Source organism: Chromobacterium sp. Panama (genome assembly GCF_003052555.1).
GTDB lineage: Bacteria > Pseudomonadota > Gammaproteobacteria > Burkholderiales > Chromobacteriaceae > Chromobacterium.
This window is the reverse complement of the sequence record NZ_QARX01000001.1, coordinates 3,356,925-3,383,386: the sequence shown is the minus strand read 5'-3', so window position 1 is coordinate 3,383,386 and position 26,462 is coordinate 3,356,925. Positions and strand designations below refer to the sequence as shown.

Sequence of the window (26,462 nt, the reverse complement as noted above, 5' to 3'; positions counted from 1 at the left end):
TAAAGGAGAAACCATGCCCTTCGCTTTATGGAGCATTTTGCTGGCGGCCTTGCTGCCCTTGATCTGGGCCGGGGTGGCCAAGGCCGGTTCGCGAGTGGACAACCACAAGCCTCGGGAGGCGATGGCCCAGGCCAGCGGTTACCGGCTGCGCGCCAATTGGGCGCAGCAGAACGCCTGGGAGGCGTTCCCGACCTTCGCCGCGGCGGTGTTGGTGGCTTGGGGGATGCATGTGCCGCCGGCGTTTCTGGACGCCGCCGCCGCGGTTTTCATCGCGGCGCGGATCGCGCACGGCTTGCTGTATCTGGCCGACCGGGCGGCGCTGCGTTCCCTGTCCTGGTTGATCGGCCTGCTGACGGTGGTGGCGATTTTCTGCAAGGCCGGCGGGGTGTTCTAGCGCGGTTAGGCCTAATCCAGCCAGCCGTTGGCGCGCAGCGCGGCCTGCACCTGGTCCAGGCCCTTGGTGTGGAAGGCCTGCCAGCCGGCGCGGCGGGCGGCGTCCACGCATTCTATATTGTCGTCGAAAAAGGCGATGCGCTGCGGGGCCGCGCCCAGCTCGTCCTGCACATGGCGGTAAACCGCGTCGTCCGGCTTGCGCAGGCCGATCAGGTGGGAGGCGAACAGCCGGTCGAAGCGGTGCAGCAGATCGAATTCGCGTTCGATCTTGCCCCAGTGCAGCGCATTATTGTTGCTGAGCACGGCCAGGCGGTGGCGTTCGCCTAGCCGGGCCAGCATTTCTGCCGCGCCGGGGTAGGCGCCGCGCAGCCAGCTGTCCAGTTGCGCGGTCATGTCCGCCGCGCCGATGTCCAGTCCCAAGTGCTCGGCCATCGCCGCGCTGAAGGCCTCCGGCGTGCAGGCGCCGGTGTCCAGTTCGGCGATCCACGGCGTTTCCATCCAGAAGCGCCGGGCCTGTTCCGGGTCCAGCTTGCCCTGGGAGAGCCGCACCAGCGGATCGATGCCGTTCCAGTCCACCAATACTCCGCCCAGATCGAATACCAGCACATCTACGCTTGAATGCATTGCTTAGCCTTTTGTCTAGGGCGCGAACGGCTCGCGCCTGCAGTTTAGAGAACGATGGGTTCCGGCTCCAGTTCCACGCCGAAGCGTTGATGGACTTCCGCGCGCACCTTGTCGGCCAGCGCGCGCATCTGCTCGCCGCTGGCGGCGCCGTAGTTGACCAGCACCAGGGCCTGGCGCGCGTGCACGCCGGCGTCGCCGTCGCGATGGCCTTTCAGCCCGCACTGATCGATCAGCCAGCCGGCGGCCAGCTTGACCTTGCCGTCGGCGGCCGGGTAGTGCGGCAGCGTCGGATGGCGCGCCAGCAGCGCCTGCGCCTGTTCCGCCGGCAGCACCGGATTTTTGAAGAAGCTGCCGGCGTTGCCCAGCTCGGCCGGGTTGGGCAGTTTGCTCGAGCGGATGCGGATCACCGCGTCGCTGACGTCTTGCGGCGTGGGCGCGGCAATGCCGGCGGCGTCCAGTTCTTGTTGAATGTCGCCGTAGCCGGTGCGCAGCCGCGGCGCGCGCGACAGGCGGAAACGCACGGCGGTGACCAGCAGTCGGCCGGCGGCCTCGTGCTTGAACACGCTGTCGCGATAGCCGAAGCGGCAGTCGGCCTTGCTTAGCGTCAGTTCGGCGCCGCCGCGCTCTAGATCGGCGCAGACGACTTGATGAATGTGGTCCTTGGCCTCGACGCCGTAGGCGCCGATGTTCTGGATCGGGCTGGCGCCGACGGTGCCGGGGATCAGGCTGAGGTTTTCCAGGCCGTACCAGCCTTGCTCCAGGGTGCGGAGCACGAAATCGTGCCAGTTTTCGCCGGCGGCGGCCTCGACGATCACGTCCTCGCCGCTCTCCTCCAGCAGACGGACGCCGCGCAATTCCAATTTGACCACCAGGCCGGGGTAGTCGCGGGTGAACAGCAGATTGCTGCCGCCGCCCAGCCACAGCACCGGCCCGGCCCGGTAGGCCGGGCTGTCCAGCAGCGCCGGCAGCTCCGAGAGCGCGTCCAGCCGGCAGAAGTCGCGCGCGCGCGCGTCCATGCCGAAGGTGTTCAGCGATTTGAGCGGATGATGGTGGCTGAAGCTCAGGCTCATGGCGCCGGTTCCGTTTGAAGTTGTCGATGCAGGCGTCGGCGGCTTTCGCCGGCCAGGTAGCGGGTCAGGAATAGCGCGGCCACGCTCAGGCTGATCACCAGCGCGGTCCAGAAGCCGAACACGCCCATGGGCTTCTTGCTCAGCCAGTCGGTCAGGCCCAGGGTGATGCCCAGGCCCAGGCCGACGCACCAGAACGACAGGATGTGAATGATCATCGGCACCGTGGTCAGCTTGTAGCCGCGCAGGGCGCCGGAGGCGATGGTCTGGGCGGCGTCGGTCAGCTGGTAGACGGCGGCGAACAGCAGCAGGGTGGAGCCCATCGCGATCACGCGCGGGTCCGGCGTGTACATGCGCATGATGGGCTCGCGGAACAGCAGCACCACCAGCATCGCGCAGAAGGCCATGCTCAGGCCCAGCAGCAGGCCGACGCCGGAGCTGAAGCGCGCGGCGCGGTAGTCGCCGGCGCCGACGTGGTGGCCGACGCGAACCGACATCGCGGTGGCCACGCTCTGCGGCAGCATGTAGATGATGCTGGAAAAATTGAGCACGGACTGGTGAGTGGCCACCACCACGGTGCCCAGTTCGGCGATCAGCAGCGCGATGAAGGAGAACAGGCTGACTTCCACGAAAAAGGACAGGCCGATGGGCACGCCCAGCTTGAGGAAGCCGCGGTACATGCGCCAGTCCGGGCCGCGCAGCCGCTCCAGCAGCCGGAACTGGCGGAAGTTGCGATGCCAGCTGACATAGGCGAGCAGGGCCAGGCAATTGAACCAGAACACGATGCCGGTGGCCCAGCCGCAGCCGGCGCCGCCCAGCTTGGGCAGGCCGAACAGGCCGTGGATCAGGATGTAGTTGAGCGGAACGTTCAGCGCCAGCGCCAGCAGGCTGACCACCATGATGGCCTTGGGGCGGCCCAGGCTGGACGCGTAAGCGTGCAGCGCGCGGTGGGTCATCGCCGCCGGCATGCCCACGGCGGCGCCGGTGATGAAGAGCATCACCTTGTCGGTCACTTCCGGCGGCAGGTGCAGCCACAGCCGCAGCGCCGGCTCCAGCGCCATCATCATCGCCGCGCCCAAGAGGCCGATCAGCAGGCTGAACCACAGGCCCTGGCGCGCGGTGTCCTTGAATTTGTCGTGCTCGCCGGCGCCCAACTGGTGGGCCAGGATGGGATTGAGCGCGGTGACGATGCCCATCAGCGTGACGTAGAAGGTGATGAAGACGCTGGCGCCCAGAGAGACGGCGGCCAGGTCGTCGGTGCTGACGCGGCCGGCCATCACCGTATCGACGAAGGCGGTGGCCACCTGGGCGATCTGGGCGATCATCATCGGCAAGGCCAGCCGGCTGATTTGACGGGCTTCCAGCAGCACGGCCCCGCGCGGGGCGCGATTGATTTCAAACAGCATGGGAGTAGGGCGGGATGGCACGGAGAACTGGCCATTATACCGGCTGCGGGGCGGGCTTGTCTTTGTCGCGGCATGACAATGGGGCGACATGGCGCGTGCCGGGAACGCAAGGCGCTCCCGGCGGCGCGGGAGACGGGGTCAGAAGCGCGCGGGCGGGTCGCGGCGCAGATCGCAGCTGATCAGCAGCTCGCCGCCGAAGCGGGCGTTGATGCTGAGCGCGTCCAGCAGGGAAATGTCCCGCACGGTCAGTTGTTCGCCGTTGCGGTCCAGGTCATAGCCCAGTTCATGGGCGAAATCCGCCAGCTGCTGCAGGGCGGGGGCGTCGGCCGGCGTGAGCGGAGAGGCGCTCAGGCTGCCGCAAAGGGGGCGAGGTCTTCCCACGGCGTCGAAATTGGCAAAAGAAAAATCGGTATAGCTGTCTTGCAGGCAGTCGTACATGGCGGTTCTCCAGTCGGTTCGGTCGCGGTTTGCGCGCCGGTCCTGGGTATCGCCGGCGACGCTTTAGCAGGATTTTTGGGCGCCCTGCAAGTTGTCATTAACTCGGCGCCAGCCGCGCATGCCCGAAATGGAAACGGGGCGCGGCTCATGCATCGATCCGAAGCGACGGGTCCGCTTAACTGCCTGTACGGGTAAAACAAAACCCGCCTACGACTAAGAGCGCAAGCGGGTTGACCGTTTTAACGCTTTAGCTGGCATTTGTTAAGCGCCCGCAAGCTGTGTCAAATCGGCGCATGAACGTCAGCCTATGCCTTTGGCTTTTGGCTGTCAATCCCCTTGCGGGGCGTCCGCGGGCCAGTCGGCCAGCCAGCCGCGCCAGTGCGGCTCCGGCTGCGCGACGACGACGGCGCGCAGGCCTTGCCTACAGGCCTGGTGGGCGCCTGAATCCAGCGCGCCCTCCACCCATTGCTGGCGCAGCCACAGCAGATGGCAGCTGGCGGCCTGGCGCGCATTGTGTTCCGCGAGCGCGCCGACGTCGCCGGCGCGGTACAGTTCCCAGCGCCGCGGGCCGTTGAGCTCGGCCTCGCCGGGCAGGCCGCACAGCCGGGCCAGTTCGCCCTGCGGGGTGGCCAGCTCCGCGTGGCCGCCGCTCAGGATCTCGCTCAGCGAGACCTGGGACGAGCTGTCCGCTCCGGCGCGCAGCTGTTCCGCCAGCGGCAGGCCCAGCGCCAGCGCGCGGTGGCGCAGCACCGGCAGTTCCAGTCGCGCGCCGTTCCAGCTGACCAGCCGCGCCCGGCTGTCGCGCAGCAGGCTCAGCCAGTCCGCCAGCATCGCGGCCTCGTCGCCTGCGTCGGCGGCGAGCCCTTGGACGAGACGGGTTTGCCCATCCTGTTGCAGCACGCCGGCGATGGCGACGACGCGGTGCAAGTGGAAGGGGATGAAGTCGGTGCCGCTCTGGGCGCGACAGCGCTGCAGCACGAAATCGGCGACGTCGGCCTCCCCGATTTCGCCGTCCAGCTGGTAGAGCTGGCGGATGGCGGGCACGTTGGGAATGGTCTGGAGATGAAAGCTGAGAGTAGGGCGCACGGGAGGGGTCTTGTCGGAGTCGGCGAATCGGCAGCGATTGTATGCCTATCGCCGATGGGGGGCAATTGGCGGTCATGGGCGCTGCGATGCGGCGGGATATGGCGGCGAATTGTATTTTCTGCAAAGAATAGGGATATAATCGCCGGCTTGACTACCTACTAGTCTTGCGAATCCTGGCATTCCAAGTCGACTATCTTCTCATAATGATCCGCAAGTTTATCCGTAAAGTACTGGACCTGCCCGCCGGCATGGGCAAGCGCCGCACCAAGGCGCGCGTGATTCCTCTGCCGCAACACGGCATCCGCCGAGACCAGCTCAGCTCCGCTGCGCTGAAAGTCACCACCCGACTGCAGGAGGCCGGTTTCGCCGCCTATGTGGTGGGCGGAGCCGTGCGCGACTTGATGTTGGGCGTGTCGCCGAAGGATTTCGACGTCGCCACCAACGCGACGCCTGAGGAAGTGCACCGGGTGTTTCGCCGCTCCCGCATCATCGGCCGGCGTTTCCGCATCGTCCACGTGATGATGGGACCGGAAACCATCGAGGTGACCACTTTCCGCGGCGGTTCGGTGGACGACACCAATGAAACCGGCCGCATCATGGCCGACAACAGCTTCGGCAGCCAGGAAGAGGACGCGCACCGCCGCGACTTCACCGTCAACGCGTTGTTCTACGATCCGTCCGACGAAACCGTCATCGACTATCACCACGGCGTCAAGGACTTGCGCGCCCGCAAGCTGGTGATGATAGGCCAGCCGGCGCGCCGTTATCAGGAAGACCCTGTGCGCATGCTGCGCGCGGTGCGCCTGGCGGCCAAGCTGGGCTTCGATATCGACGAGGCCACCCGCAAGCCGATCCGCACCCACGCCCATCTGCTGAAGAAAGAGCCGCCGGCGCGCCTGTTCGACGAAATGCTCAAGCTGCTGATGTCCGGCCAAGCCTACGGCTGCCTGAAAAAGCTGCGCGAGGAAGGCATGGCGCGCGGCGTGTTCCCGCTGCTGGACGCGGTGCTGGACGATAAGGGCGACGACCTGTTCTTGAAGCTGGGCCTGGAAAGCACCGATCAGCGCATCCGCGCCGACAAGCCGGTGTCGGTGGGTTTCCTGCTGGCCACCCTGTTGTGGAAGCAGGTGCATCAGCGCTGGCAGAAACGCCTGAACGCCGGCGACCGCGCGGTGTACGCGCTGGCGCAGGCGATTGCCGACGTGGAGTCCGAGCAGGACAACGATTTCGCCATTCCGCGCCGCTTCAGCGTGACCATGCGCGAAATCTGGATGCTGCAGTCGCGCTTCGACAGCCGCAGCGGCCAGCGAGCCTACCGTTTCCTGGAGCAGCCGCGCTTCCGCGCCGCTTACGATTTCTTCGCCCTGCGCGGAGAAGCCGGCGAGGTGGACATGAAACTGGTGTCCTGGTGGAATGACTTCCAGCGCGCCGACGAGGACGAACGAGAGCAGCTGCTGGACATCGCCAAAGCCAGCGGCGAGCCGGACCCGGCCAAGAAACGCCGCCGCCGCCGCCCCGCCAATCGCCGCAAAGCCGCGGACGAGCCGGGCGGAGAGGCCTAAGTGGCGCAGGCCTTCATCGCGCTGGGCAGCAATCTCGAGCAGCCGGCGGCACAGATCCGCGCCGCGCTGGCCGCGATCGCCGCCTTGCCCGACACCGCGCTGACCCGGCAGTCCGCCCTGTACCGCACCGCGCCGGTGGGCTATGCCGATCAGCCGGACTTCATCAATGCCGTGGCGGAAGTGGACACCGCGCTGGCGCCGCGCGAATTATTGCGCCGTCTGCTGGCGATAGAGGCCGAGTTCGGCCGGGTGCGCACCTTCCGCAACGCGCCGCGGGTGCTGGATCTGGATCTGCTGTATTACAGCGGCGTCGCCCTGAGCGACCAAGACCTGACCCTGCCGCATCCGCGCATGCATCTGCGCGGCTTCGTCATGATCCCGCTGGCGGAGATCGCTCCCGATCTGGCGCTGCCGGCGCTGGGCACGGCCGGCGAACTGGCCGCAGGGCTGGCCGATCAGGGCGTGGAGCGCCTCAAAACAACTAGCTAATAAGGAAGCGAGCGATGAGTCAATTGCGTTATGTCGTGGTCGAAGGGCCGATCGGCGCGGGCAAATCCTCTCTGGCGCGCCGACTGTCGGAATACTGGGGCGTGCGCCTGCTGGCGGAAGATCCCGCCGCCAACCCCTTCCTGCCGCGCTTCTACCGCAACTTGCCGGCCCACGGCCTATCCACCCAGCTGTCCTTCATGCTGCAACGCGCCGAGATGGCCAAGAGCATGCTGGACGGCGAGCTGCTGGCCAGCCCGTTGGTGTCGGACTTCCTGTTCGAAAAAGACGCGCTGTTCGCCAAGATCAATCTGGACGAGGCCGAGCTGGCGCTGTACAAGCGCCTGGCGGGGCTGGCGATGCCCGAGCATCCGGTGCCGGATCTGGTGATTTATCTGCAGGCTTCCGAAGAGAACCTGCTGAGCCGGGTGGCCGCGCGGGCGGCGGAGTACGAAGTCAATTTCCCAGAAGGCTATCTGAAGCGCGTGCATCAGGCCTATAGCGAGTTTTTCCATCAGTACGAGGCCGCGCCGTTGCTGATCGTCAATACCGATCATCTGAATCTGGTCGACGGCGACGAGGACTTCGAACTGCTGATCCGCTGCATCAGCGAGGCGCGAGGCCAGCGCAACTATTTCAACAAGAGCGTCTGAGCCGCCGAGCGCTCAGAGCCGGTTTGCGATGATGCGAGCCAGGACGGGTGACGGCCTTGCGGCCGAGACGGCGGAAGGGCCCAGCCCCGTCCGCGCGTTTCGACGCCGCGCTCGCCGCGCGACCTTCCTGAGGCGCAGCAGATCGTAAGCGGGTTCTAGGCGTCCCGCCGGTCGATACGGACGACTGAAACGAGGAAGAACGGGCATGAAAATTACCGTCAACACCCTGCAGAAAATGGCGCAGGAAGGGCAGAAGATCGCCATGCTGACCTGTTACGACGCCAGCTTCGCCGCCTTGCTGGAACAGGCCGGCGTGGAAATTCTGCTGGTGGGGGATTCGTTGGGCATGGTGGTGCAGGGCATAGATTCCACGCTGCCGGTGGCCGAGGAGGAAATGCTCTATCACGTGCGTTGCGTGGCGCGGGGCGCCAAGCAGGCGATGGTGCTGGGCGACATGACGTTCGGCGCCTATCAGGAAAGTCCGCAGCAGGCGTTCGCCCACGCCGCCCGCATCATCCAGGCCGGCGCGCATATGGTGAAGCTGGAGGGCGGCGCCTATATGGCCGACACCACCCGCTTCCTGGTGGAGCGCGGCGTGCCGGTGTGCGCCCACATCGGTCTGACGCCGCAGTTCGTCAACACCTTCGGCGGCTATCGGGTGCAGGGCAAGAGCGAGGAAGACGCGCGCCGCATCGTCAACGACGCCAAGGCGCACGCCGAGGCCGGCGCCAGCCTGGTGCTGATGGAGTGCGTGCCGGCCGAGCTGGCGCGCGAGATCACCGAGTCGATTTCCGTGCCCACCATAGGCATAGGCGCCGGCGTCGACGTGTCCGGCCAGGTGCTGGTGCTGCACGACATGCTGGGCGTGTATCCGGGCAAGAAGGCGCGCTTCGTCAAGGACTTCATGAACCAGGCGGGCAGCATCCAGGGCGCGGTGCAGGCCTATGTGCAGGCGGTGAAGGACAAGTCCTTCCCGGCGGCGGAACATACTTTCTGATCGGCCCGGTCCAGGACATCAAGCAATGGAAATCATTCGTACCGTGGCGCAGATGCGCGCCTGGCGTCGCCAGGCGGGCAAGCTCGCCTTCGTGCCCACCATGGGCAATCTGCATGCCGGCCATCTGGCCCTGGTCAAGGCGGCGCGCGAGCGCGCCGACAAAGTGGTGGTCAGCATCTTCGTCAATCGGCTGCAGTTCGGCCAGGGTGAAGACTTCGGCGCCTATCCGCGCACCTTCGACGCCGATTGCGACAAGCTGCGCGCCGCCGGCGTGGACGCCTTGTTCTTCCCCGAGGAGCAGGAGCTGTATCCGCGCGTGCGCCAGGACTTCAACGTGGAGCCGCCGAATATCCAGAACGAGTTGTGCGGCGCCTTCCGTCCCGGCCACTTCCGCGGCGTCGCCACCGTGGTGACCAAGTTGTTCAACATCGTGCAGCCGGACCTGGCCTGTTTCGGCAAGAAGGATTTCCAGCAGCTGCACGTGATCCGCGCGATGGTGGAGGATTTGAACTCGCCGATCGAGATTGTGCCGGTGGACACCGGCCGCGCCGACGACGGCCTGGCGCTGTCCTCGCGCAACGGCTATCTGAGCGCGGAAGAGCGCGCCGAGGCGCCGCGCCTGTATCGCAATCTGACGCAGGTGCGGCAGCGGCTGCAGGACGGCGACAATGACTACGCGGCGCTGGAGCAGGGCGCGCGCGACGATCTGGCCCAAGCCGGCTGGACCGTGGATTACGTGGAAATTCGCCAGGCCGACACCCTGGCGGTGGCGCACGCTGGCGAAAAACGCCTGGTGGTGCTGGCGGCCGCCCGACTGGGGCGCACCCGCCTGATCGACAACATCGAAGTGTTCCGCTGATCAGCGGACGAAGGATGCAATCATGCAGCGCAATATGCTCAAATCCAAGCTTCACCGGGTAACCACCACGCACAGTGAGTTGCACTATATCGGCTCCTGCGCCATCGACGAGAACCTGCTGGAAGCGGCCGACATTCTGGAATACGAAGAAGTGCAGATCTGGAACGTCACCAACGGCGAGCGCTTCGCCACTTACGCGATCAAGGCCGAGCGCGGCTCCGGCACCATCTCGGTCAACGGCTCCGCCGCGCGCCGCGCCGCGCCGGGGGATTTGCTGATCATCGCGTCTTTCGCCCAGTACGAGGCCGCCGAGCTGAAGGATCACCAGCCCAAGCTGGTGTTCGTGGACGCCGGCAACCAGATGACCGAGGTCAAGGGCGCGACCCCGACGCAGGCGGCCTGATCCGCTTCCGGTTTCGCCAGCCAGCGGCCGCCTTAGGGCGGCCGTTGTTTTTTTGTTGCAGCACAGCATCCATTCCGGGGCCGGAGCCGGTTTATTTCGGCTTGGCGCTTGGCGCTGGCGCGGGCGGTGAATCATATTTAAAAAGCGGCGTTGTCTGGCTGCCGGCTTGAGCCGGCCCGGCAACCGCTTCCTGATCCATCGTCAATCCAGCAGCGAGGGAGGCATCATGAGCGCAGGCCAGAATCTGACCGGGGGCTGCTTATGCGGCGCAGTGCGTTACCGTTTGCGCGCCGAGCCTTACGATGTGGTGCATTGCCATTGCAAAAGCTGTCGTCGCGCCAGCGGCGCGGCCTTCGTCACCTGGTTCACCGTACGCGTGGCCGATCTGGACTGGCGCGGGGAAAAGCCGGTGCTGTATCACTCCTCGGCCGCGGTCAGCCGCGGTTTCTGCCCGCATTGCGGCTCCACCCTGACGTATCGCCATGAGTCGGACCCGGAGGAACTCGACATCACCGTGTCCTCGCTGGACCACCCGGAGCGGGTGGCGCCGGCCGGCCATATCTGGTGGGAGCAGCACCTGCCCTGGGGCAGCCCCGCCGCGCAACAGGAATTGCCCGTCTATCAACGCAGCGAGGCCTGAGGCGCGGTCACTTGGTTTGATGCAGCGCGCCGGGGGAGACCACCACGCCGTCTTCGTCGGCGTACAGCCAGTGGCCTGGGCTGAAACGCGTCTGGCCGAACTCCACGCTCAGATTGCGCTGGCCTTCGCCGCGCTTCACCGATTTGCGCGGGTGGGTGCCCAGCGCGCGTATGCCCAGCGCCAGCTTGTTCAGGGCGGCGGAGTCGCGGATGCAGCCGTTGATCACCACGCCGGCCCAGCCGTTGGCCACCGCCAGCACGCCCAATTGGTCGCCCAGCAGCGCGCAGCGCAGCGAGCCGCCGCCGTCCACCACCAAGACCTTGCCGGTGCCGTGCTGACTCAGCGCCTCCCGCACCAGGCTGTTGTCCTCGAACAGCTTCAGGGTTTCGATGCGGCCGAAAAATCGGGCCTGGCCGCCGTAGCGTTGCAGCGAGGGCGTCAATACCTGCAATTGTTCGTCGAACTGATCGCATAGATCGGCGGTGTGAAAGTCCATGGCGGCTCTCCTGTGGCGGACGCGAAAGCTCAATCCTAACAGCGCGGGCGGTATGCCATCAAAATGAAAAAGCCGCCTGACGGCGGCTTTGGGCAATGCGGGTCGAGACGACGCTTATTCCAGCCGCAAGGGCACGAACAACACGGCCTCGTTGCGGCGCACCAACAAGGCGATATGGCCCTTGGCGCTGGCCAGCGCTTTTTCGAAGTTGGCGATGGTGGAGACTTCCACCTGGTTCAAGCCCAGGATCACGTCGCCGGCCTGCAGGCCGGAACGAGCGGCCGGACCTTGCGCCTTCTGGATCAGCAGGCCGCCGCGCACGCCCAGCTCCGAGCGCTGGTTCGGCGTCAGCTCGCTGAGCGTCAGACCCAGTTTGCCGAACTGGAAGCCTTGCGGCGAGCTTTCTTCCTGAGACTGCTGCGCGCTCGGCGCTTCCTGCGCCAGTTCCGCCAGCGTGGCTTCCAGATCCTTTTCCACGCCCTTGCGCCACACCGTCAGCTTGATCTTGGTGCCCGGCTGCAGCGAGCCGACCAGCACCGGCAGATCCTTGGAGCTTTCTATGGACTTGCCGTCCAGTTTCAGGATGATGTCGCCGGCCTGCAGGCCGGCGCGAGCGGCCGGTCCCTTGGGATCGACGCGCACCACCAGCGCGCCGCTGGGGCGCTGCAGACCGAAGGACTGCGCCAGCTCCTGAGTTACTTCCTGGATATTGATGCCCAGCTGGCCGCGGCTGACCTTGCCCTTGGCCTTGAGCTGGTCGACCACGCTCATCGCCAAATCGATGGGGATGGCGAAGGAGATGCCCATGAAGCCGCCGGAACGGCTGTAGATCTGCGAGTTGATGCCCACCACTTCGCCGCGCAGATTGAACAGCGGACCGCCGGAGTTGCCGGGGTTGATCGCCACGTCGGTCTGGATGAAGGGGACGAAGTTTTCGTCCGGCAGGCTGCGGCCCTTGGCCGAGACGATGCCGGCGGTGACGGTGTTGTCGAAGCCGAAGGGCGCGCCGATGGCGGCCACCCATTCGCCGACTTTCAAGTCCGCCGGGCTGCCGATCTTGACCACCGGCAGATCCGCCGCCGCCACTTTCAGCAGCGCCACGTCGGTGCGCTTGTCCACGCCGACCAGCTTGGCGCGCAGTTCGCGCTTGTCGGTCAGCATCACCTTGACCTGCTGGCTGTCCGCCACCACATGGGCGTTGGTCAGGATGTAGCCGTCGGCGCTGATGATGAAGCCGGAGCCGAAGGAGACGCTTTCTTCCTGCGGCTGTTCGCGCTGAGGCGGATGATTGGGGATGAAGCGGCGGAAGAAGTCATACAGCGGATCGTCTTCCGGCACCGGAATCGGCAGGTTGCTGGGTTGGGAGGCCCCGCTGTCTTCGCGGCTGGCCTGGATATTCACCACCGCCGGTCCGTCGCGGCTGACCAATTGAGTGAAGTCCGGCAGCAACATGGCGACGCGGCCATCCTGTTGCGCGGGAATGGCGACCGGCGCGGGCTGGGAGTTGCCTTTGAAGAAGCGCTCGACCTTGTCGCAGCCGGACAGCAACGAGGCTGCGAGCAAGGCGCCAACCAGGGTGCGCAGATACGTTGTCACAGGCTATCCTTTTAGGTTGATGTCTATGCGGAAAATAAGGGCGGAACCGGAGTTTTTCCAGTATTTGATTCAGTTGTCTTTAATCATAACGGTTTTTGCCGGATATTCGCAGAGGTCGGCAATGACGCAGCGCTCGCATTCCGGTTTTCTGGCTTTGCAGACATAGCGTCCGAGCAGGATCAGCCAGTGATGCGCATCGACTTTGAATTCGTCGGGGATGTATTTTACCAGTTTATCCTCGACTTCTCGCACGTCTTTGCCGGGCGCGATCCGGGTGCGGTTGGACACCCGGAAAATATGGGTGTCCACCGCGATGGTGGGCTGGCCGAAGGCGGTGTTCAGCACCACATTGGCCGTTTTGCGGCCGACGCCGGGCAGCGCCTCCAGCGCCTCGCGGGTTTGCGGCACTTCGCCGCCGTGCTTTTCCAGCAGCAGGTGACAGGTGGCGATCACGTTCCTGGCCTTGGTCTTGTACAAGCCTATGGTCTTGATGAAGTTGGCCAGCGATTCCTCGCCCAGCGCCAGCATGGCCGCCGGCGTATTGGCCACCGGATAGAGCCGGCGCGTGGCCTTGTTGACGCCGACGTCGGTGGCCTGAGCCGACAGCAGCACCGAGATCAGCAGTTCGAACGGGCTGCTGTATTCCAGCTCGGTGGTGGGATGCGGATTGGCGTCGCGCAGGCGGGTGAAGATTTCTTTGCGTTTGACGGCGTTCACGGCTTGTCCTTGTCTGCTTGTTCGCGGGCGGCGCGCATGGCGGCGGCGCGCTCCATCGCCTTGCGGATCAATTCGTTCTTGTCGACCGCCGGCGCGGGCGCGGCGGAAACGGCCGGCGCGGCGGCGGGGGAGGCCGGCGCCGCGTTCACCGCCGCGCGCTCGGCCAGGCGTCTGGCCTTGTCCGCCTGATCGCGCGCCTTGCGCGCCTGCCGCCGTTCATAACGGACGCGGGCTTGGGCGGCGCGGGCCATGAGTCGCTCGCGCTCGCCGTCGGCCGGGTCGGCCACCGGCTCCAGGTCGATGCAGTCCACCGGACAGGGCGCCAGGCACAGTTCGCAGCCGGTGCATTCGGCGGCGATGACGGTGTGCATCTGCTTGGCGGCGCCGACGATGGCGTCCACCGGACAGGCCTGGATGCACAGGGTACAGCCGATGCAACTGTCTTCGCGTATCACGGCCAGCGCGCGCGGCTTGGGCTGCGGGCCGTCGGCGGCGAAGGGAATGATGTCCCGGCCCAGCAGTTCCGCCAGCGCCCGGATGCCGTCGTCGCCGCCCGGCGGGCAGCGGTTGATCGGATCGCGGCCATCCGCCAGCGCCTCCGCATACGGGCGGCAGCCGGCGTGGCTGCATTGTCCGCACTGGGTCTGGGGCAGTAGGGCGTCTATCCTTTCGACGAGTGTGATCACGGGCATGCTGTGGGATTCCGCTTCAAAAACCGCTAATTATCGACGCTAGGGGCCGCGGCTTCAACTCCCGGCGCGGGCTAGGCTTCGGGAGGTCCTTGCCGGCGCGCGCGCTTGAAGCGGGGAATCGGGCGTCGCTGGGGGCGCGGCGCGCGATTTTCGTAAAAAACAAAGCGGCGGGGCTTGGAGCGGCGCGCGGGTGCGCTATGGTGAAAATACTCACTTTTCCGGACCGTCCGCCATGAAAATCGCTCACAAAGCCGGCCTGATTTCCGCGCTGGTGCTGGCCGTGACCTTGTCGACCCTGTCCTGGATGCAATACCTGAGCGTTGCGGACAGCATACGCGCGGGCAAAGAGCAGGAAGTGACCCAGACCAGCCAGGTGCTGGCCGAGCAGATCGCCAATTGGCTGAACGGCAAGCTGGCTCAGATCCAGCTGATGTCGGAGACCATAGACGCCGGTTTCAGCAACGAGCGCATTTTGGAGGTTTTCCAGCGGCCCATGCTCAAGAACGAGTTCAAGCTGGTGTTCGGCGGCTTGGACAGCGACGGCAAGAGAATCTCCAACGATCCGTCCTGGAATCCCCCGCCCACCTGGGACGCCCGCAAGCGGCCATGGTATCCGGTGGCCAAGGCGGCCGCCGGCGTCGGCCTGACCGATCCCTATCCCGACGCCGCGTCCGGCGAAATCCTGATTTCGGCGGTGGCCAAGCTGACCGACAAGGGCGCGTTCAAGGGCGCTTTCGGCGGCGACCTCAGCCTGAAGTCGGTTTCGGACGCGTTGAACACCGCCACCTTCAACGGCGCGGGCTATGCCTTCCTGTTGTCCGCCGACGGAAAAATCATCAGCCACCCGGACGCCAAGCTGAACGGCAAGAGCGTTGCGGAGTTGTTCGGCGGCAAAGCGCCGGCCCTGGACGGCAAGGTGCAGGAGGTGGAGGTCAACGAGCAGCGCCTGATGGTGGCGTTTCAGCCGCTGTCGCATCTACAGCCGGCCAAGTGGTTGGTGGGCGTGGTGCTGGACGAGGGCAAGGTGATGGCCGAGGCCAAGCAGATAGGCTGGCGCGGCTTTTGGGGCGCGGTGATAGGCGTGCTGCTGAGCATGGTCATCCTCAGCACCCTGATGCAGCAGATCCTGCGGCGCCCCTTGCAGCAGCTCAAGCAGTCGCTGACCGAGCTCAACAGCGGCAACGGCGATCTGACGCGGCGCATAGACGAAAGCTCCCGCGACGAATTCGGGGAGGTGGCGAAGGAATTGAACCGCTTCATCGCTTATCTGCAGCGGCTGATCGGCGATATCCGCCAGATTTCCACGCGCGTCCACCATGGCGCCGAGCAAAGCGCGGAAGAGGCGCAACAGAGCAGCGGCGAGGCCAGCCGTCTGCAAAGAGAGCTGGAGCAACTGGTGGCGTCCATCGGCCAGATGGCGGAGGCGTCCGGCGAAATGACGTCCAACGCCGGCGCGGTGGCCGAGGCCGCGCGGCAGGCGCACGAGGAAACCGGCAGCCGGATGGCGCTGGTGACGCAGTCCAGCCAGGCGATACGGCGTTTGGCCGACACCCTGGAGCAGACCTCGCTGTCCATGAACGAACTGGCCGAATTCAGCAAGAACATCGAATCCATCGTCAGAGTGATCACCGGCGTGGCCGAGCAGACCAATCTGCTGGCGCTGAACGCCGCGATCGAAGCGGCGCGGGCGGGGGAAATGGGACGCGGCTTCGCCGTGGTGGCGGACGAGGTGCGCAAACTGGCTTCGCAAACCCAGGAGGCGACGCAGGAGATCCGCAGCATGATTGAGCAACTGCAGCGCGGCGTGAACGAGGCCCGGGACAAGATGGACGAAAGCCGCGATTGCGCCAGCAACACGGTGAAGGACGCCGAGCAGATCAGCGAGATGCTGACGCGCATCCGGGACGTGATCTCCGACATCAACGCCAAGAACAGCGACATCGCCGGCGCGGTGAGCCGCCAAAGCCAGATGACGCGGGACATCAACGACAGCGCGGGCAGCATTCAGCACATCGGCCAGCGCGTCAGCGACGCGGCGCAAGTGCAGTTGCGGCATTGCCAGGGCACCGCCGCCGACGTGGCCGAACAGGATGAGATGATCGCGCGCTTCCGGCTGGAGTAGCGCTGGGACGGATAGGCGGGAGGCATGAAAAAGCCGGAGCCGCATGGCGGCTCCGGCGCGGCGAATCCGGCGTTTATAGCGGCTGTTGCAGCTGTTGCAGGATTTGCGGGTTTTCCAGCGTGGACACGTCCTGGGTGATTTCCTCGCCCTTGGCGATGGAACGCAGCAGGCGGCGCATGATCTTGCCGGAGCGGGTCTTGGGCAGGTTCTCGCCGAAACGGATATCGTCCGGCTGGGCGATCTTGCCGATTTCGTGCGCCACCCAGTTTTTCAGCTCGGCCGCCACTTTCTTGGCTTCCTCGCCCTGAGGGCGAGCGCCCTTGAGCACCACGAAGGCCACTACCGCCTCGCCCTTGACCTCGTGCGGCTTGCCGACCACGGCGGCCTCCGCCACCAGCGGGTTGGCCACCAGCGCGGATTCTATCTCCATGGTGCCCAGGCGGTGGCCGGACACGTTCAGCACGTCGTCGATGCGGCCCATGATCCAGAAATAGCCGTTCTCGTCGCGGTTGGCGGAGTCGCCGGCCAGATAGTATTGGCCGTTGAACTCTTCCGGGAAATAGGTTTTCTTGAAGCGTTCCGGATCGTTCCAGATGGTGCGCACCAGGCTGGGGAAGGGCTTCTTGATCACCAGGAAGCCGCCGCGGCCCGGGTCCACCTGAGCGCCGGACTCATCGACGATGTCGGCCATGATGCCCGGCAGCGGCAGCGTGCACGAGCCGGGTTTGGTGGCCACCGCGCCCGGCAGCGGCGAGATCTGGATGGAGCCGGTCTCGGTCTGCCACCAGGTGTCGACAATCGGGCAGCGGCCGCCGCCCACGGTTTCGTGATACCAGATCCAGGCTTCGGGGTTGATCGGCTCGCCCACGGTGCCGAGCAGGCGCAGGCTGGACAGATCGTGCTGCTTGGGCAGGTCCGCGCCCAGCTTGATCAGCGAGCGGATGGCGGTGGGCGCGGTGTAGAAAATGCTGACCTTGTGCTGTTCTATCATGCGCCAGAAGCGGGAGGCGTCCGGGTAGGTGGGCACGCCTTCGAAGATGACCTGGGTGGCGCCGTTGGCCAGCGGGCCGTAGCAGATATAGCTGTGGCCGGTGATCCAGCCCACGTCGGCGGTGCACCAGAACACGTCGTTGGGCTTGTAGTCGAACACCCAGCGGAAACTGTTGGCCGCGCCCAGCAGATAGCCGGCGCTGCTGTGCTGGATGCCCTTGGGTTTGCCGGTGGAGCCGGAGGTGTAGAGGATGAACAGCGGATCCTCGGCGTTCATCCACTCCGGTTCGCATTGTTCCGGCTGGCCGCTGACCAATTGATGCCACCACACGTCGCGGCCCTCGCTCCAGGCCACCTCGTTCTGGGTGCGCTGGTAGGCGACCACGTGTTTGACGCTGTCGCAGCCGTCCATCGCCAGCGCTTCGTCCACCGTGGCCTTCAGCGGCACGCTCTTGCCGCCGCGCAGGCCTTCGTTGGCGGTGATCACCAGCTTGGCGCCGGCGTCCTGGACGCGGTCGCGCACCGCGCCGGCGGAAAAGCCGCCGAACACCACGGAGTGGATGGCGCCGATGCGGGCGCAGGCCTGCATCGCCACGACGGCCTCGATCACCATCGGCATGTAAATCACCACGCGGTCGCCCTTGCTCACGCCCAGGCTCTTCAGGCCGTTGGCGAACTGGCAGACGCGGCGGTGCAGCTCGGCGTAAGTGACGCGGGTGACCGCGCCGTCGTCGGCTTCGAAAATCAGCGCGATGCGGTTGGCGTTGACCGCCAGATGGCGGTCCAGGCAGTTGTAGGAAACATTGAGCACGCCGTCGTCGAACCACTTGAAGAACGGCGCCTGGCTATCGTCCAGCACGCGGGTGAACGGTTTTTTCCAGGAGATCTGATCGCGCGCCAGATCGCCCCAGAACGACAGGTAATCGGCGTCCGCCTGCTCGCACAGCGTGTGGTACGCCTCGATGCCGGAGATCGTCGCCTTTTGGCGGAAATCGTCGGAAGGCGGAAAGCTGCGGGTTTCCTTGAGGACGGATTCTAGCGTGGACATAAACTTCTCCTGGATTAACGGTGTAGCGATGCCGCCGCTCCGGAACCGCTGGAGCGGCGCGGTGGGTTGTAAAGACAGGCCGACATCCTCGGCCCGGCCTTATGTCATTGTCAATGTTTGGAGGCGCCGGACGCGCCGATGCCGGTCATCGCGCGCACGAACTGGGCTTCGAACTTGGCTTTTTCCTCGTCGGCCTGGCGGGACTTGTCCAGCACCGAGATCAGCCAGGTGGAAACGAAGGCCAGAGTCATCGAGAAGATGGCCGGGTTCTTGTACGGGAACACCGCGTGCTCGTGCTTGAGCACCTCCACCCAGACCGTCGGGCCCAGCACGATCAGCACCACCGCCGACAACAGGCCGATGAAGCCGCCGATCACCGCGCCGCGCGTGGTCAGCCCCTTCCAGAACATGGAGAGGAACAGCACCGGGAAGTTGGCCGAGGCGGCGATGGAGAAGGCCAGGCCCACCATGAAGGCGATGTTCTGTTTTTCGAACACCAGGCCCAGCACGATGGCCACCACGCCCAACACCACGGTGGTGATCTTGGACACGCGGATCTCGTCGGCCTCGTTGGCCTTGCCCTTCTTGATCACGCTGGCGTACAGATCGTGCGACACCGCCGACGCGCCGGACAGTGCCAGGCCGGCCACCACCGCCAGGATGGTGGCGAAGGCCACCGCGGAGATGAAGCCCAGGAACATGTCGCCGCCCACGGCCTCGGCCAGGTGCACCGCCGCCATATTGTTGCCGCCGATCAGCTGGGTGACGGATTTGCCGTTCTTGACCACGGTTTCCATCATGCCCGGCTGGTTCAGCACCAGCATGATGGCGCCGAAGCCGATGATGAAGGTGAGGATGTAGAAATAGCCGATGAAGCCGGTGGCGAAGAACACCGATTTGCGCGCTTCCTTGGCGTCGGACACGGTGAAGAAGCGCATCAGGATGTGCGGCAGGCCGGCGGTGCCGAACATCAGCGCCAGGCCCAGGGAAATGGAGTCGATCGGATCGGCCTTGCCCGGCGCCATGATGGCGACGCCCTTGCTATGCGCGGCCACCGCTTTTTCAAACATGACTTCCGGGCTGAAACCCACGGTGGCCAGTACCATGATGGCCATGAAGGTGGCGCCGGAGAGCAGCAGCACCGCCTTGATGATTTGCACCCAGGTGGTGGCCAGCATGCCGCCGAACAGCACGTAGCACACCATCAGCACGCCCACCATCAACACCGCCGAGCTATAGCTCATGCCGAACAAGAGCTGGATCAGCTTGCCGGCGCCCACCATCTGCGCAATCAGGTAGATGGCGACCACCACCAGGGTGGAGGTGGCGGCGAAGCTGCGCACCGGCGTCTGTTGCAAGCGGTAGGAGGCGACGTCGGCGAAAGTGTATTTGCCCAGATTGCGCAGGCGTTCCGCCACCAGGAACAGGATGACGGGCCAGCCCACCAGGAAGCCCATCGAATAGATCAGGCCGTCGTAGCCTTTTTCGAACACCATCGCGGAAATGCCGAGGAAGGACGCGGCGGACATATAGTCGCCGGCGATGGCGAGACCATTCTGGAAACCGGTGATGCCGCCGCCGGCCGCATAAAAGTCGCTGGCGGACTTGGTGCGGCGCGCAGCCCAATACGTGACGCCCAGAGTGAAGGCCACGAAGAGCAGGAACATGATGATGGCGTGCCAGTTGGTGGCCTGTTGCTTGACATCGCCCTCAATGGCCCCGGCCGCCATGGCCAAGGAGGGCAGCAGAAGGCCGGAGACGCAGGCCAGTTGCAAGACGCGTTGCTTCATTGTTTGGACTCCTCGACGATTTGCTGGTTGAGCAGATCGAACTCGGTGTTGGCGCGGCGCACATAGATGCCGGTCAGCGCGAAGGCCGAGACGATGATCAGCACGCCGATGGGAATGCCCACCGTCATGGTGGCGCCCGCGCTGACGGGATGGCCCAGCGTGGCCGGCGAGAACGCCAGCACCAGGATGAAGCCGTAGTAGATGACCAGCATGACTAGGGTGAGCTGCCAACCCAGGCTGGTTTTCTTGTGCACCAGTTCCTTGAATTTGGGGTTGGACTGCACTTTCTTGAGTATGTCCTCGTTCATTGCATCCTCCTTTGTGGTCGCGACTTGGGTTGTCGCTGCTGAAAACATAAGGGAGGTGACGGAGGCGAATCTAATCGCTTTTTTTGATGCGGAAAATTATTCAGGCCGATGATGCGGTGCAAAAAATAAATAAAATCAATAACTTGAATTAGAATTTTTGCTCTTAATTCGGCGGCGAAATAAGGCTGATCGAACCCAAAAATCCAGGCCCGGACCGGACGTCGCCGTCGCGGCGCGCCTTGCCGCAAATGCTTGGCGGGGCCGGCGGCGGGGCATAAAGCGCTTGTTATTTAGCCGGCATTGCGCCGAAAATGGCTCGCACAAGAGAAAACCATCATCGGCCGGGCTTAGCTCAGGCCGCCGCATCCGCCGCAGACCCGCCATCATGCCGCCCATGCCTGCCGCGTACGGCGATCCGGCCCGCCGCCAAGCATCCAAGTCAGGGGAGAACATGGAAATCTATCAGTTGCGCACCTTTGTCACCGTCGCCCAGCAAGGGCACCTGACACAGGCCGCCGAATTGCTGCACCTGTCGCAGCCGGCGGTCACCGCGCAAATCAAGGCCCTGGAAGAAGAAGTGGGCATGCAATTGTTCGAACGCAGCGCGGGCGGGGTGTCGCTGACCCGGACCGGCCAGGAATTGTTGCCGCAGGCGCAGGCGATACTGGGCGCGGCCAGTGGCATCATCAACCACGCGCGGCAATTGAAGGGCCAGTTGTCAGGCAAGGCGCGGATAGGCGTCACCCTGACGCCGGACACCTTGAAGATCGGACCCTGGGTGGCGGGCCTGGTGGAGCGTTATCCCTTGCTGGACATCCAATTGCGCCACGGCGTCACCGTGGACGTGCTGAACCTGGTGCGCAAGAAAGAACTGGACGCCGGCTTCTATCTGGGCAAAAACCCCTATGTGAACGTCTCCACCGTCAAGCTGGCGGAATTGCCGTTCCGCATCGTCCTGCCCGCAGGCTGGGCGTCGCGTTTGGCCGGCGGCGGCTTGAGGGAATTGGGCAAATTGCCGTGGATAGGCATTTCGCAGTTTTCCAGTCTTTCCAAAATCACCGCGGAGTTGTGGCGAGAACTCAACATTTCGCCTAAGAAGGTAGCGGAGTGCGATCATCTCGACGCCATCCTTGAATTGGTGGCCTCCGGGGTGGGGGTGGCGCTGGCGCGGGAAGAGGCGGCGCAGGCCTGGCAAGACGCCGGCAGGTTGACAGTGCTGCCGGATGTGCGCAAATTGGCCGAGTTGCAATTCGTCTACCCGGCGGACCGGGCGGGCGATCCCGTGTTGGAAACCTTGTTGCAAGAATTGCTGCAGGTGTGGCGTTTGCCCGCCGTTGCGGCTTAGAACCTGCTTGTGATCCGCTGCGCGTCTTCAGGGCCGCGGCGCCTTCCTTGCAAGCAGGCGCTTAGGGCGGCTGCCGCGAGATGAGGCGGCCCGCCGGGTTTGATCGAGGAGTGGCAATGACCCGTAGTTGGTTGATCGGCGCGATGGAGAGTTACCGCAGCGCAGTGGAGCGCGGCCAGCAGCGCATGCTGGACGCCCAGCACGAGGCCTGTATCGTCTGGTGGTCGGCTTTTGCGCCGGCGTATCCGATGTCCCAGGGCGATTTGGAGCGCAGGCTGGACGACACCCTGTTGGTGGGCGCCAATCTGGTGCAGGCGCAAGCGGATACTCAGCGCGATTGGATGTTGCTGACCGAGCGTTGGCTGTCCGAGATGAACCGCGACGTGCAGGCCAGGCTGGACGCCGCCAGCGACGACGCGCCCTCGCTGCACCCGCTGTGTCGCGCCTGGCAGGTGGGCAGCCTGTCCGGCACCGCCTTGTCCAAGGTTTCCCGCCAAGTGGGGCATTTCGCCGCCACCAGCCTGTCGTCCACGCCCTTGCGCGCCGCTTGCGACGCCAGGCGGGTGTGGAAGCGACAACGCTCCTGATTCTCTTTCCCATAACACTAGCGCACGCCATGCCTCGATATCCATCGAGGCATTTTGTTTTTATACCGAGTGCGGCGCTGTCTGATTTGAAGTCGGAACCGCCTGGAGTGCGTGGCCTGGCTGTATTTGGTTTGATTTTTAATATTAATTAGAGTTTTATTTAAGAATTTAATTTTTTAATTCATAGGGCGTTTTGTTGGTTTATTGCTTTGTTTTTCAATTGAAAATTTAGAGCGGGTTTTCAGGTATATTCAAGCGGTATCAGTGGTGGAACCTGTTCAAAGCTTTGCGCAGCGCGGCAGACCTTGAAACGCTTCGCGAAATTTGGGCGGCGCCGATTTTCAAGGAGCGGGCGATGGCGGCGGAAATGCGCGGCGTATTTAAAACATACCGGATGGACCAAGTGGAAGTGCCGGCTTTGCACAATGTGGAATTGAAAGTGGCCGCCGCCCGATTCACTGTTTTGGCCGGGCCGTCCGGCAGCGGGAAAAGCACGATTTTGCATTTGCTGGGGGGCGTGGACCGGCCCGACCGCGGCGAGGTCGTCGTCGCCGGGCAGAGCATGGCGGCCTTGAGCGACGACGCGCTTAGCGATTTTCGCGCTCGCCACCTGGGCTTTGTGTTTCAAAGCTTCAATTTGCTGCCGGTGCTGTCCGCGCTGGAAAACGTGGAATATCCGCTGCGGCTGCAGGGCGCGCCGGCGGCGCGGTGCAAAGCGCGGGCGCTGGAGATGCTGGCGGCGGTGGGCTTGGCGGACAAGGCGGCGCACCGGCCCGGCCAGTTGTCCGGCGGCCAGCGCCAGCGGGTGGCGATTGCGCGCGCGCTGGTGCACGAGCCGGCGCTGGTGTTGGCCGACGAGCCCACCGCCAATCTGGACAGCGGCACCGGCGCCGCCATCCTGGCGCTGCTCAGGCAGTTGCAGCGCGAGCGCGGCGTGGCGGTGGTGTTCTCCTCGCACGATCCGCTGGTGATCGCGGCGGCGGACGAGCGTTATCGGGTCAGCGACGGCCGGGTCCGCGCGCTGGCCGCCGGGGAGGCGCCGGCATGAATGTTCTGCAACTGGCCTGGCGCAATCTATTGCGCAATCGCCGCCGCACCTGGGCAAGCGCTTTGACCATGGCGGTGGGCATGGCGGGCGTGCTGTTGTTCGGCGGCTATCAGCGCGCGGTCCAGTACGGGCTGGAAACGGCTTTTGTCCGCAAGCTCGGCCATTTGCAGGTGCAGCATCGCGATTATCTGCAATACGGCAGCGGCAACCCGGCCGCTTACGGCATCCGCGACTACCGGCGCATCCAGCGCGAGATCGAGTCGGACCCGGAACTGAAGGACATGCTGGCGGCCGTCACGCCGACCTTGACGCTGGGCGCCATCGCCGGCCATTACGCCAGCGGCACGTCGCGCACGGTGCTGGCGCAAGGCAGCGAGCCGGAAGGCCAGAACCGCTTGCTGCGCTGGGACGCGCGCGGTTTGCGCCAGGCGGCCAAGCCGATGGCCTTGACCGGCAGCGACGCCAACGCCGCGGTGCTGGGCGGCGGCGTCGCCAAGACTCTGGGGCTGTGCCTGTCCGACGGCGACCGGGCTTGCGCGGCGGCGGCGGCGGAAGGCGAGGGGCTGCCGCCGGACCTGGCGGCCTTGACCGGGCCGGCGCGCGCGGTGGACGGCAAGCGGATCGAACTGTTGACGGCCACCGCCGCCGGCGCGCCCAACGTCGCCCGCTTGCGGGTGTTGGGCGTGGAGCGGCAAGGCGCCCGTGAATGGGACGACGTCTATGTGGGCCTGCATCTGTCGCAGGCGCAACGGCTGCTGTACGGCGAGGGAGAGCCGATGGCGACGGCGATCTTGCTGCAGCTGAAGAGCAGCGGGCAGATCGAGGCCGCGCGCCGGCGGCTGCAGCAGCTGTTTCAAGCCGGTTTGAGCGCGCAGCCGCTGGCGGCCCACGATTTCGCTGCGCTGCAGCCGCTGTACGAGCGCATCGTCGACATGTTCGGCGCCATTTTCGGCTTCATGGCGGCGCTGATCGCCAGCGTGACGCTGTTCACCACCGGCAACACCATGAATATAGCGGTGATGGAGCGCACCCGTGAAATCGGCGCGCTGCGCTCCATCGGTCTGAGACGCGGCGGCGTCCAGCGGCTGTTCTTGTGCGAGGGCGCCCTGCTGGGCGTGATCGGCGGTTTGGGCGGCCTGCTGCTGTCGCTGGGCCTGGCCTGGCTGATCAACCGCGCCGGCCTGAGCTGGCTGCCTCCGGGCGTGGTGGATCCCAGCCCCATCCTGATCCGGGTCTGGGGCGAGACGCCGCTGCTGGCTTCGTGCATGGGCGGTTTGATGGCGGTGGCGCTGCTATCGTCGTGGTGGCCGTCGCGCCGGGCTGCGCGCTGGAACATCGTCGACGCCTTGAGGCAGGCCTGAGTCGGCATGGCGGATGAGGGAAGGGAGCGGAAAATGAAGCGCGCGCGCATATTGGGCTTGGTTTTGTTGGGCTGGCAGGGTTTGGCCTGGGCCGCGCCGGACGCGCAGCAGATACTGGCCTGGAGCGACGAGGTGCGCAATCCGGGCAAGTCTTTCAGCCTGAAGGTCGACCTGCTCAGCTATAAGCAAGGCAAGCCTAGCGAAGCCAGCTCGCTGGTGTTGTATTCGCGGGCCGATCCGCGGCGCGGCCAGTTTCGCAGCCTGTTGCGCTTTGTCAGCCCCAGCCGCGACGCGGGCAAGCTGACCTTGAAAAGCGGCAAGGATTTATGGGTGTTCGACCCGGCGAGCCAGGCCAGCGTGCCGATTTCGCCGCAGCAACGGCTGCTGGGCCAGGCGGCCAACGGCGACGTGGTGACGGTGAACTGGACCCTGGACTATCTGGCCACCCTCGCGGCGGAGGAAACGGTGATGGACGGCGACCGCCAGCCGCGCGCCAGCTACAAGCTGCGGCTGAGCGCGAGGCGGCCGGACGTGACTTATCACGCCATCGAGCTGTGGGTGGATCGCGACGGTTACCGCAGCCGCAAGGCGCAGTTCTACGCCGCCAGCGGCGAGTTGCTGAAAACGGCTTATTACCGCGGCTACCGCCAGGCCCTGGGCCGGGACCGCCCCACTGAGACCGTCATCATCGACGGCCTCAATCCGCAGTGGGTAACCGTGATGCGCAAGAGCGGTTTCGCTTGGCGCGAGGTGCCCGAGGCCTGGCTGCAGCGGGATTATCTGCCGCGGTTCCGGGTGGAGTGAGTGGCTGCGGTACGCTCAAATCCGCAACAAGGCGTCGCTGTCCTCCGCGTCCATGGTGTGCGGCTCGCCCACCAGCAGCGGATCGGCCGCTCGGGCGACGCGCGCGTCCTTGTCCGGGTAGTCCAGCCGGGACAGGAAGTAGCGGATGCAGTTGAGGCGGGCCCGCTTCTTGTCGTCGGATTTCACCACCGTCCACGGCGCGTCGCCGGTATGGGTGTGGAAGAAGGTCGCTTCCTTGGCCGCGGTGTAGTCGTCCCATTTGTCCAGCGACTGTATGTCTATGGGCGACAGTTTCCAGTGCTTCAAGGGATCGTCGCGGCGCGAGATGAAGCGGCGCAGCTGTTCCTCGCGGCTGACCGAGAACCAGAACTTGAACAGACGGATGCCGCTGTTGACCAGCATGCGCTCCAGTTGCGGCGTCTGGCGCATGAACTCCAGATATTCGTGCGGATGGCAAAAGCCCATCACGCGCTCCACGCCGGCGCGGTTGTACCAGGAGCGGTCGAAGAAGACGATCTCGCCGGCGGTGGGCAGGTGTTCGATGTAACGCTGGAAGTACCATTGGCCGCGCTCGCGGTCCGACGGCTTTTCCAGCGCCACCACGCGCGCGCCGCGCGGGTTCAGGTGTTCCATATAGCGTTTGATGGTGCCGCCCTTGCCGGCGGCGTCGCGGCCTTCGAACAGGATCACGATCTTCTGGCCGCTTTCCTTGACCCAGTTCTGCACTTTCAACAGTTCGATCTGCAGCGCCTGCTTCTGCAACTCGTACTCCGGGCGGCGCATCCGCGTGCGGTAGGGGTAGCTGGCCGGCAGTTCGGCGCTGACGCTGTCCTCCGCGCTGCCTTGCGGCGCGGCGGCCACTTGCAAGGCCACCGGCTGCTGACTGACGGTTTCGATGGCTTGCACCGATTCCTGGTGCGCGCGCTCCACATTGTTGCGGCGGT

27 protein-coding genes are annotated in these 26,462 nt (G+C 65.1%); 14 read left to right on the top strand and 13 right to left on the bottom strand.

Features of this window, described 5'->3' with window-relative positions:
- Nucleotides 1-13: 13 nt before the first annotated feature.
- The gene (locus DB032_RS15245) at nucleotides 14-394 is read left to right on the top strand and encodes an MAPEG family protein (protein WP_107800231.1); all 381 of its coding nucleotides are present in this window, start codon (nucleotides 14-16) and stop codon (nucleotides 392-394) included.
- An 11-nt stretch (nucleotides 395-405) separates the two neighbouring features.
- Here the strand turns inward: DB032_RS15245 and DB032_RS15240 are convergent, their stop codons facing one another.
- The 5 genes from DB032_RS15240 to DB032_RS15220 form a co-directional block, all read right to left on the bottom strand.
- Nucleotides 406-1,017 carry an HAD family hydrolase gene (locus DB032_RS15240; RefSeq protein ID WP_107800230.1) on the bottom strand — a complete coding sequence of 204 codons (612 nt, stop codon included), beginning with the start codon at nucleotides 1,015-1,017 and terminating at the stop codon, nucleotides 406-408.
- A 44-nt stretch (nucleotides 1,018-1,061) separates the two neighbouring features.
- Nucleotides 1,062-2,087, bottom strand: coding sequence for a UDP-N-acetylmuramate dehydrogenase (murB, locus tag DB032_RS15235; protein ID WP_107800229.1), 1,026 nt, complete (start codon nucleotides 2,085-2,087; stop codon nucleotides 1,062-1,064).
- Nucleotides 2,084-3,490: an MATE family efflux transporter gene (locus DB032_RS15230; RefSeq protein WP_107800228.1), complete on the bottom strand. Its 1,407-nt coding sequence runs from the start codon at nucleotides 3,488-3,490 to the stop codon at nucleotides 2,084-2,086. The genes murB and DB032_RS15230 overlap by 4 nt, the downstream gene beginning before the upstream one ends.
- Before the next feature lie 138 nt (nucleotides 3,491-3,628).
- Complete coding sequence (locus DB032_RS15225; RefSeq protein ID WP_107800227.1) at nucleotides 3,629-3,928, bottom strand: hypothetical protein; 300 nt, start codon at nucleotides 3,926-3,928, stop codon at nucleotides 3,629-3,631.
- A 327-nt stretch (nucleotides 3,929-4,255) separates the two neighbouring features.
- The gene (locus tag DB032_RS15220; protein WP_107800226.1) at nucleotides 4,256-5,014 is read right to left on the bottom strand and encodes a hypothetical protein; all 759 of its coding nucleotides are present in this window, start codon (nucleotides 5,012-5,014) and stop codon (nucleotides 4,256-4,258) included.
- Between the two features lie 203 nt (nucleotides 5,015-5,217).
- On the opposite strand from DB032_RS15220, the gene pcnB reads away from it, so the two are divergent.
- The 7 genes from pcnB (at nucleotide 5,218) to DB032_RS15185 (ending at nucleotide 10,614) form a co-directional block, all read left to right on the top strand.
- Nucleotides 5,218-6,576, top strand: a complete 1,359-nt coding sequence (gene pcnB / locus DB032_RS15215; protein WP_107800225.1) for a polynucleotide adenylyltransferase PcnB — start codon at nucleotides 5,218-5,220, stop codon at nucleotides 6,574-6,576.
- Nucleotides 6,577-7,065 (top strand): 2-amino-4-hydroxy-6-hydroxymethyldihydropteridine diphosphokinase, encoded by a 489-nt coding sequence (gene folK / locus DB032_RS15210; protein WP_107800224.1) that lies wholly within the window; start codon nucleotides 6,577-6,579, stop codon nucleotides 7,063-7,065.
- Nucleotides 7,066-7,079: 14 nt separating this feature from the next.
- Complete coding sequence (locus tag DB032_RS15205; RefSeq protein WP_081545536.1) at nucleotides 7,080-7,715, top strand: deoxynucleoside kinase; 636 nt, start codon at nucleotides 7,080-7,082, stop codon at nucleotides 7,713-7,715.
- Between the two features lie 205 nt (nucleotides 7,716-7,920).
- Entirely contained in the window at nucleotides 7,921-8,712 is a 792-nt protein-coding gene (gene panB / locus DB032_RS15200; RefSeq protein WP_107800223.1) for a 3-methyl-2-oxobutanoate hydroxymethyltransferase, read from the top strand.
- Nucleotides 8,713-8,737: 25 nt separating this feature from the next.
- Nucleotides 8,738-9,571: a pantoate--beta-alanine ligase gene (gene panC / locus DB032_RS15195; protein ID WP_107800222.1), complete on the top strand. Its 834-nt coding sequence runs from the start codon at nucleotides 8,738-8,740 to the stop codon at nucleotides 9,569-9,571.
- Nucleotides 9,572-9,593: 22 nt separating this feature from the next.
- Nucleotides 9,594-9,974 (top strand): aspartate 1-decarboxylase, encoded by a 381-nt coding sequence (gene panD / locus DB032_RS15190; protein ID WP_107800221.1) that lies wholly within the window; start codon nucleotides 9,594-9,596, stop codon nucleotides 9,972-9,974.
- A gap of 226 nt (nucleotides 9,975-10,200) precedes the next feature.
- A complete protein-coding gene (locus DB032_RS15185) occupies nucleotides 10,201-10,614 on the top strand; it encodes a GFA family protein (RefSeq protein WP_107801915.1) in 414 nt (137 codons plus the stop codon).
- A 7-nt stretch (nucleotides 10,615-10,621) separates the two neighbouring features.
- Here the strand turns inward: DB032_RS15185 and rraA are convergent, their stop codons facing one another.
- The 4 genes from rraA to rsxB form a co-directional block, all read right to left on the bottom strand.
- Nucleotides 10,622-11,110: a ribonuclease E activity regulator RraA gene (gene rraA / locus DB032_RS15180; protein ID WP_107800220.1), complete on the bottom strand. Its 489-nt coding sequence runs from the start codon at nucleotides 11,108-11,110 to the stop codon at nucleotides 10,622-10,624.
- Nucleotides 11,111-11,224: 114 nt separating this feature from the next.
- A complete protein-coding gene (locus tag DB032_RS15175; protein WP_227107641.1) occupies nucleotides 11,225-12,706 on the bottom strand; it encodes a DegQ family serine endoprotease in 1,482 nt (493 codons plus the stop codon).
- Between the two features lie 69 nt (nucleotides 12,707-12,775).
- Nucleotides 12,776-13,423: an endonuclease III gene (nth, locus tag DB032_RS15170; RefSeq protein WP_048413849.1), complete on the bottom strand. Its 648-nt coding sequence runs from the start codon at nucleotides 13,421-13,423 to the stop codon at nucleotides 12,776-12,778.
- Nucleotides 13,420-14,115: an electron transport complex subunit RsxB gene (gene rsxB, locus DB032_RS15165; protein WP_107800219.1), complete on the bottom strand. Its 696-nt coding sequence runs from the start codon at nucleotides 14,113-14,115 to the stop codon at nucleotides 13,420-13,422. Before rsxB ends, nth begins: the two co-directional genes overlap by 4 nt.
- 232 nt (nucleotides 14,116-14,347) lie before the next feature.
- On the opposite strand from rsxB, the gene DB032_RS15160 reads away from it, so the two are divergent.
- Nucleotides 14,348-16,237 carry a methyl-accepting chemotaxis protein gene (locus DB032_RS15160; RefSeq protein ID WP_107800218.1) on the top strand — a complete coding sequence of 630 codons (1,890 nt, stop codon included), beginning with the start codon at nucleotides 14,348-14,350 and terminating at the stop codon, nucleotides 16,235-16,237.
- A gap of 73 nt (nucleotides 16,238-16,310) precedes the next feature.
- Here the strand turns inward: DB032_RS15160 and acs are convergent, their stop codons facing one another.
- The 3 genes from acs to DB032_RS15145 form a co-directional block, all read right to left on the bottom strand.
- Nucleotides 16,311-18,275, bottom strand: coding sequence for an acetate--CoA ligase (gene acs, locus DB032_RS15155; protein WP_107800217.1), 1,965 nt, complete (start codon nucleotides 18,273-18,275; stop codon nucleotides 16,311-16,313).
- A gap of 110 nt (nucleotides 18,276-18,385) precedes the next feature.
- On the bottom strand, nucleotides 18,386-20,065 hold the full coding sequence (locus DB032_RS15150) for a cation acetate symporter (protein WP_107800216.1): 1,680 nt from the start codon (nucleotides 20,063-20,065) through the stop codon (nucleotides 18,386-18,388).
- On the bottom strand, nucleotides 20,062-20,373 hold the full coding sequence (locus DB032_RS15145; protein ID WP_107800215.1) for a DUF485 domain-containing protein: 312 nt from the start codon (nucleotides 20,371-20,373) through the stop codon (nucleotides 20,062-20,064). The genes DB032_RS15150 and DB032_RS15145 overlap by 4 nt, the downstream gene beginning before the upstream one ends.
- A gap of 451 nt (nucleotides 20,374-20,824) precedes the next feature.
- Between DB032_RS15145 and DB032_RS15140 the strand changes: the two genes are divergently transcribed.
- The 5 genes from DB032_RS15140 (at nucleotide 20,825) to DB032_RS15120 (ending at nucleotide 25,518) form a co-directional block, all read left to right on the top strand.
- Nucleotides 20,825-21,718: a LysR family transcriptional regulator gene (locus DB032_RS15140; protein WP_107800214.1), complete on the top strand. Its 894-nt coding sequence runs from the start codon at nucleotides 20,825-20,827 to the stop codon at nucleotides 21,716-21,718.
- Nucleotides 21,719-21,834: 116 nt separating this feature from the next.
- Nucleotides 21,835-22,305: a hypothetical protein gene (locus tag DB032_RS15135; RefSeq protein WP_146176693.1), complete on the top strand. Its 471-nt coding sequence runs from the start codon at nucleotides 21,835-21,837 to the stop codon at nucleotides 22,303-22,305.
- Nucleotides 22,306-22,699: 394 nt separating this feature from the next.
- Nucleotides 22,700-23,353, top strand: a complete 654-nt coding sequence (locus DB032_RS15130) for an ABC transporter ATP-binding protein (RefSeq protein ID WP_233246723.1) — start codon at nucleotides 22,700-22,702, stop codon at nucleotides 23,351-23,353.
- Nucleotides 23,350-24,714 carry an ABC transporter permease gene (locus tag DB032_RS15125; protein WP_107800211.1) on the top strand — a complete coding sequence of 455 codons (1,365 nt, stop codon included), beginning with the start codon at nucleotides 23,350-23,352 and terminating at the stop codon, nucleotides 24,712-24,714. Before DB032_RS15130 ends, DB032_RS15125 begins: the two co-directional genes overlap by 4 nt.
- 33 nt (nucleotides 24,715-24,747) lie before the next feature.
- On the top strand, nucleotides 24,748-25,518 hold the full coding sequence (locus DB032_RS15120) for an outer membrane lipoprotein-sorting protein (RefSeq protein ID WP_107800210.1): 771 nt from the start codon (nucleotides 24,748-24,750) through the stop codon (nucleotides 25,516-25,518).
- Between the two features lie 15 nt (nucleotides 25,519-25,533).
- Here the strand turns inward: DB032_RS15120 and ppk2 are convergent, their stop codons facing one another.
- Complete coding sequence (gene ppk2, locus DB032_RS15115; protein ID WP_199226031.1) at nucleotides 25,534-26,385, bottom strand: polyphosphate kinase 2; 852 nt, start codon at nucleotides 26,383-26,385, stop codon at nucleotides 25,534-25,536.
- Nucleotides 26,386-26,462 lie beyond the last annotated feature (77 nt).

Excerpts from the sequence above, each read along its gene's own strand:
- murB (WP_107800229.1), bottom strand. The coding sequence starts at position 2,087 with ATGAGCCTGAGCTTCAGCCACCATCATCCGCTCAAATCGCTGAACACC.
- DB032_RS15230 (WP_107800228.1), bottom strand. The coding sequence starts at position 3,490 with ATGCTGTTTGAAATCAATCGCGCCCCGCGCGGGGCCGTGCTGCTGGAA.
- DB032_RS15160 (WP_107800218.1), top strand. The coding sequence starts at position 14,348 with ATGAAAATCGCTCACAAAGCCGGCCTGATTTCCGCGCTGGTGCTGGCC.
- DB032_RS15125 (WP_107800211.1), top strand. The coding sequence starts at position 23,350 with ATGAATGTTCTGCAACTGGCCTGGCGCAATCTATTGCGCAATCGCCGC.
- DB032_RS15150 (WP_107800216.1), bottom strand. The coding sequence starts at position 20,065 with ATGAAGCAACGCGTCTTGCAACTGGCCTGCGTCTCCGGCCTTCTGCTG.
- DB032_RS15240 (WP_107800230.1), bottom strand. The coding sequence starts at position 1,017 with ATGCATTCAAGCGTAGATGTGCTGGTATTCGATCTGGGCGGAGTATTG.
- DB032_RS15225 (WP_107800227.1), bottom strand. The coding sequence starts at position 3,928 with ATGTACGACTGCCTGCAAGACAGCTATACCGATTTTTCTTTTGCCAAT.
- DB032_RS15245 (WP_107800231.1), top strand. The coding sequence starts at position 14 with ATGCCCTTCGCTTTATGGAGCATTTTGCTGGCGGCCTTGCTGCCCTTG.
- rsxB (WP_107800219.1), bottom strand. The coding sequence starts at position 14,115 with ATGCCCGTGATCACACTCGTCGAAAGGATAGACGCCCTACTGCCCCAG.
- panB (WP_107800223.1), top strand. The coding sequence starts at position 7,921 with ATGAAAATTACCGTCAACACCCTGCAGAAAATGGCGCAGGAAGGGCAG.
- acs (WP_107800217.1), bottom strand. The coding sequence starts at position 18,275 with ATGTCCACGCTAGAATCCGTCCTCAAGGAAACCCGCAGCTTTCCGCCT.
- DB032_RS15135 (WP_146176693.1), top strand. The coding sequence starts at position 21,835 with ATGACCCGTAGTTGGTTGATCGGCGCGATGGAGAGTTACCGCAGCGCA.
- DB032_RS15120 (WP_107800210.1), top strand. The coding sequence starts at position 24,748 with ATGAAGCGCGCGCGCATATTGGGCTTGGTTTTGTTGGGCTGGCAGGGT.
- DB032_RS15130 (WP_233246723.1), top strand. The coding sequence starts at position 22,700 with ATGGACCAAGTGGAAGTGCCGGCTTTGCACAATGTGGAATTGAAAGTG.
- DB032_RS15185 (WP_107801915.1), top strand. The coding sequence starts at position 10,201 with ATGAGCGCAGGCCAGAATCTGACCGGGGGCTGCTTATGCGGCGCAGTG.
- rraA (WP_107800220.1), bottom strand. The coding sequence starts at position 11,110 with ATGGACTTTCACACCGCCGATCTATGCGATCAGTTCGACGAACAATTG.
- DB032_RS15145 (WP_107800215.1), bottom strand. The coding sequence starts at position 20,373 with ATGAACGAGGACATACTCAAGAAAGTGCAGTCCAACCCCAAATTCAAG.
- pcnB (WP_107800225.1), top strand. The coding sequence starts at position 5,218 with ATGATCCGCAAGTTTATCCGTAAAGTACTGGACCTGCCCGCCGGCATG.
- panC (WP_107800222.1), top strand. The coding sequence starts at position 8,738 with ATGGAAATCATTCGTACCGTGGCGCAGATGCGCGCCTGGCGTCGCCAG.
- DB032_RS15140 (WP_107800214.1), top strand. The coding sequence starts at position 20,825 with ATGGAAATCTATCAGTTGCGCACCTTTGTCACCGTCGCCCAGCAAGGG.
- DB032_RS15205 (WP_081545536.1), top strand. The coding sequence starts at position 7,080 with ATGAGTCAATTGCGTTATGTCGTGGTCGAAGGGCCGATCGGCGCGGGC.
- panD (WP_107800221.1), top strand. The coding sequence starts at position 9,594 with ATGCAGCGCAATATGCTCAAATCCAAGCTTCACCGGGTAACCACCACG.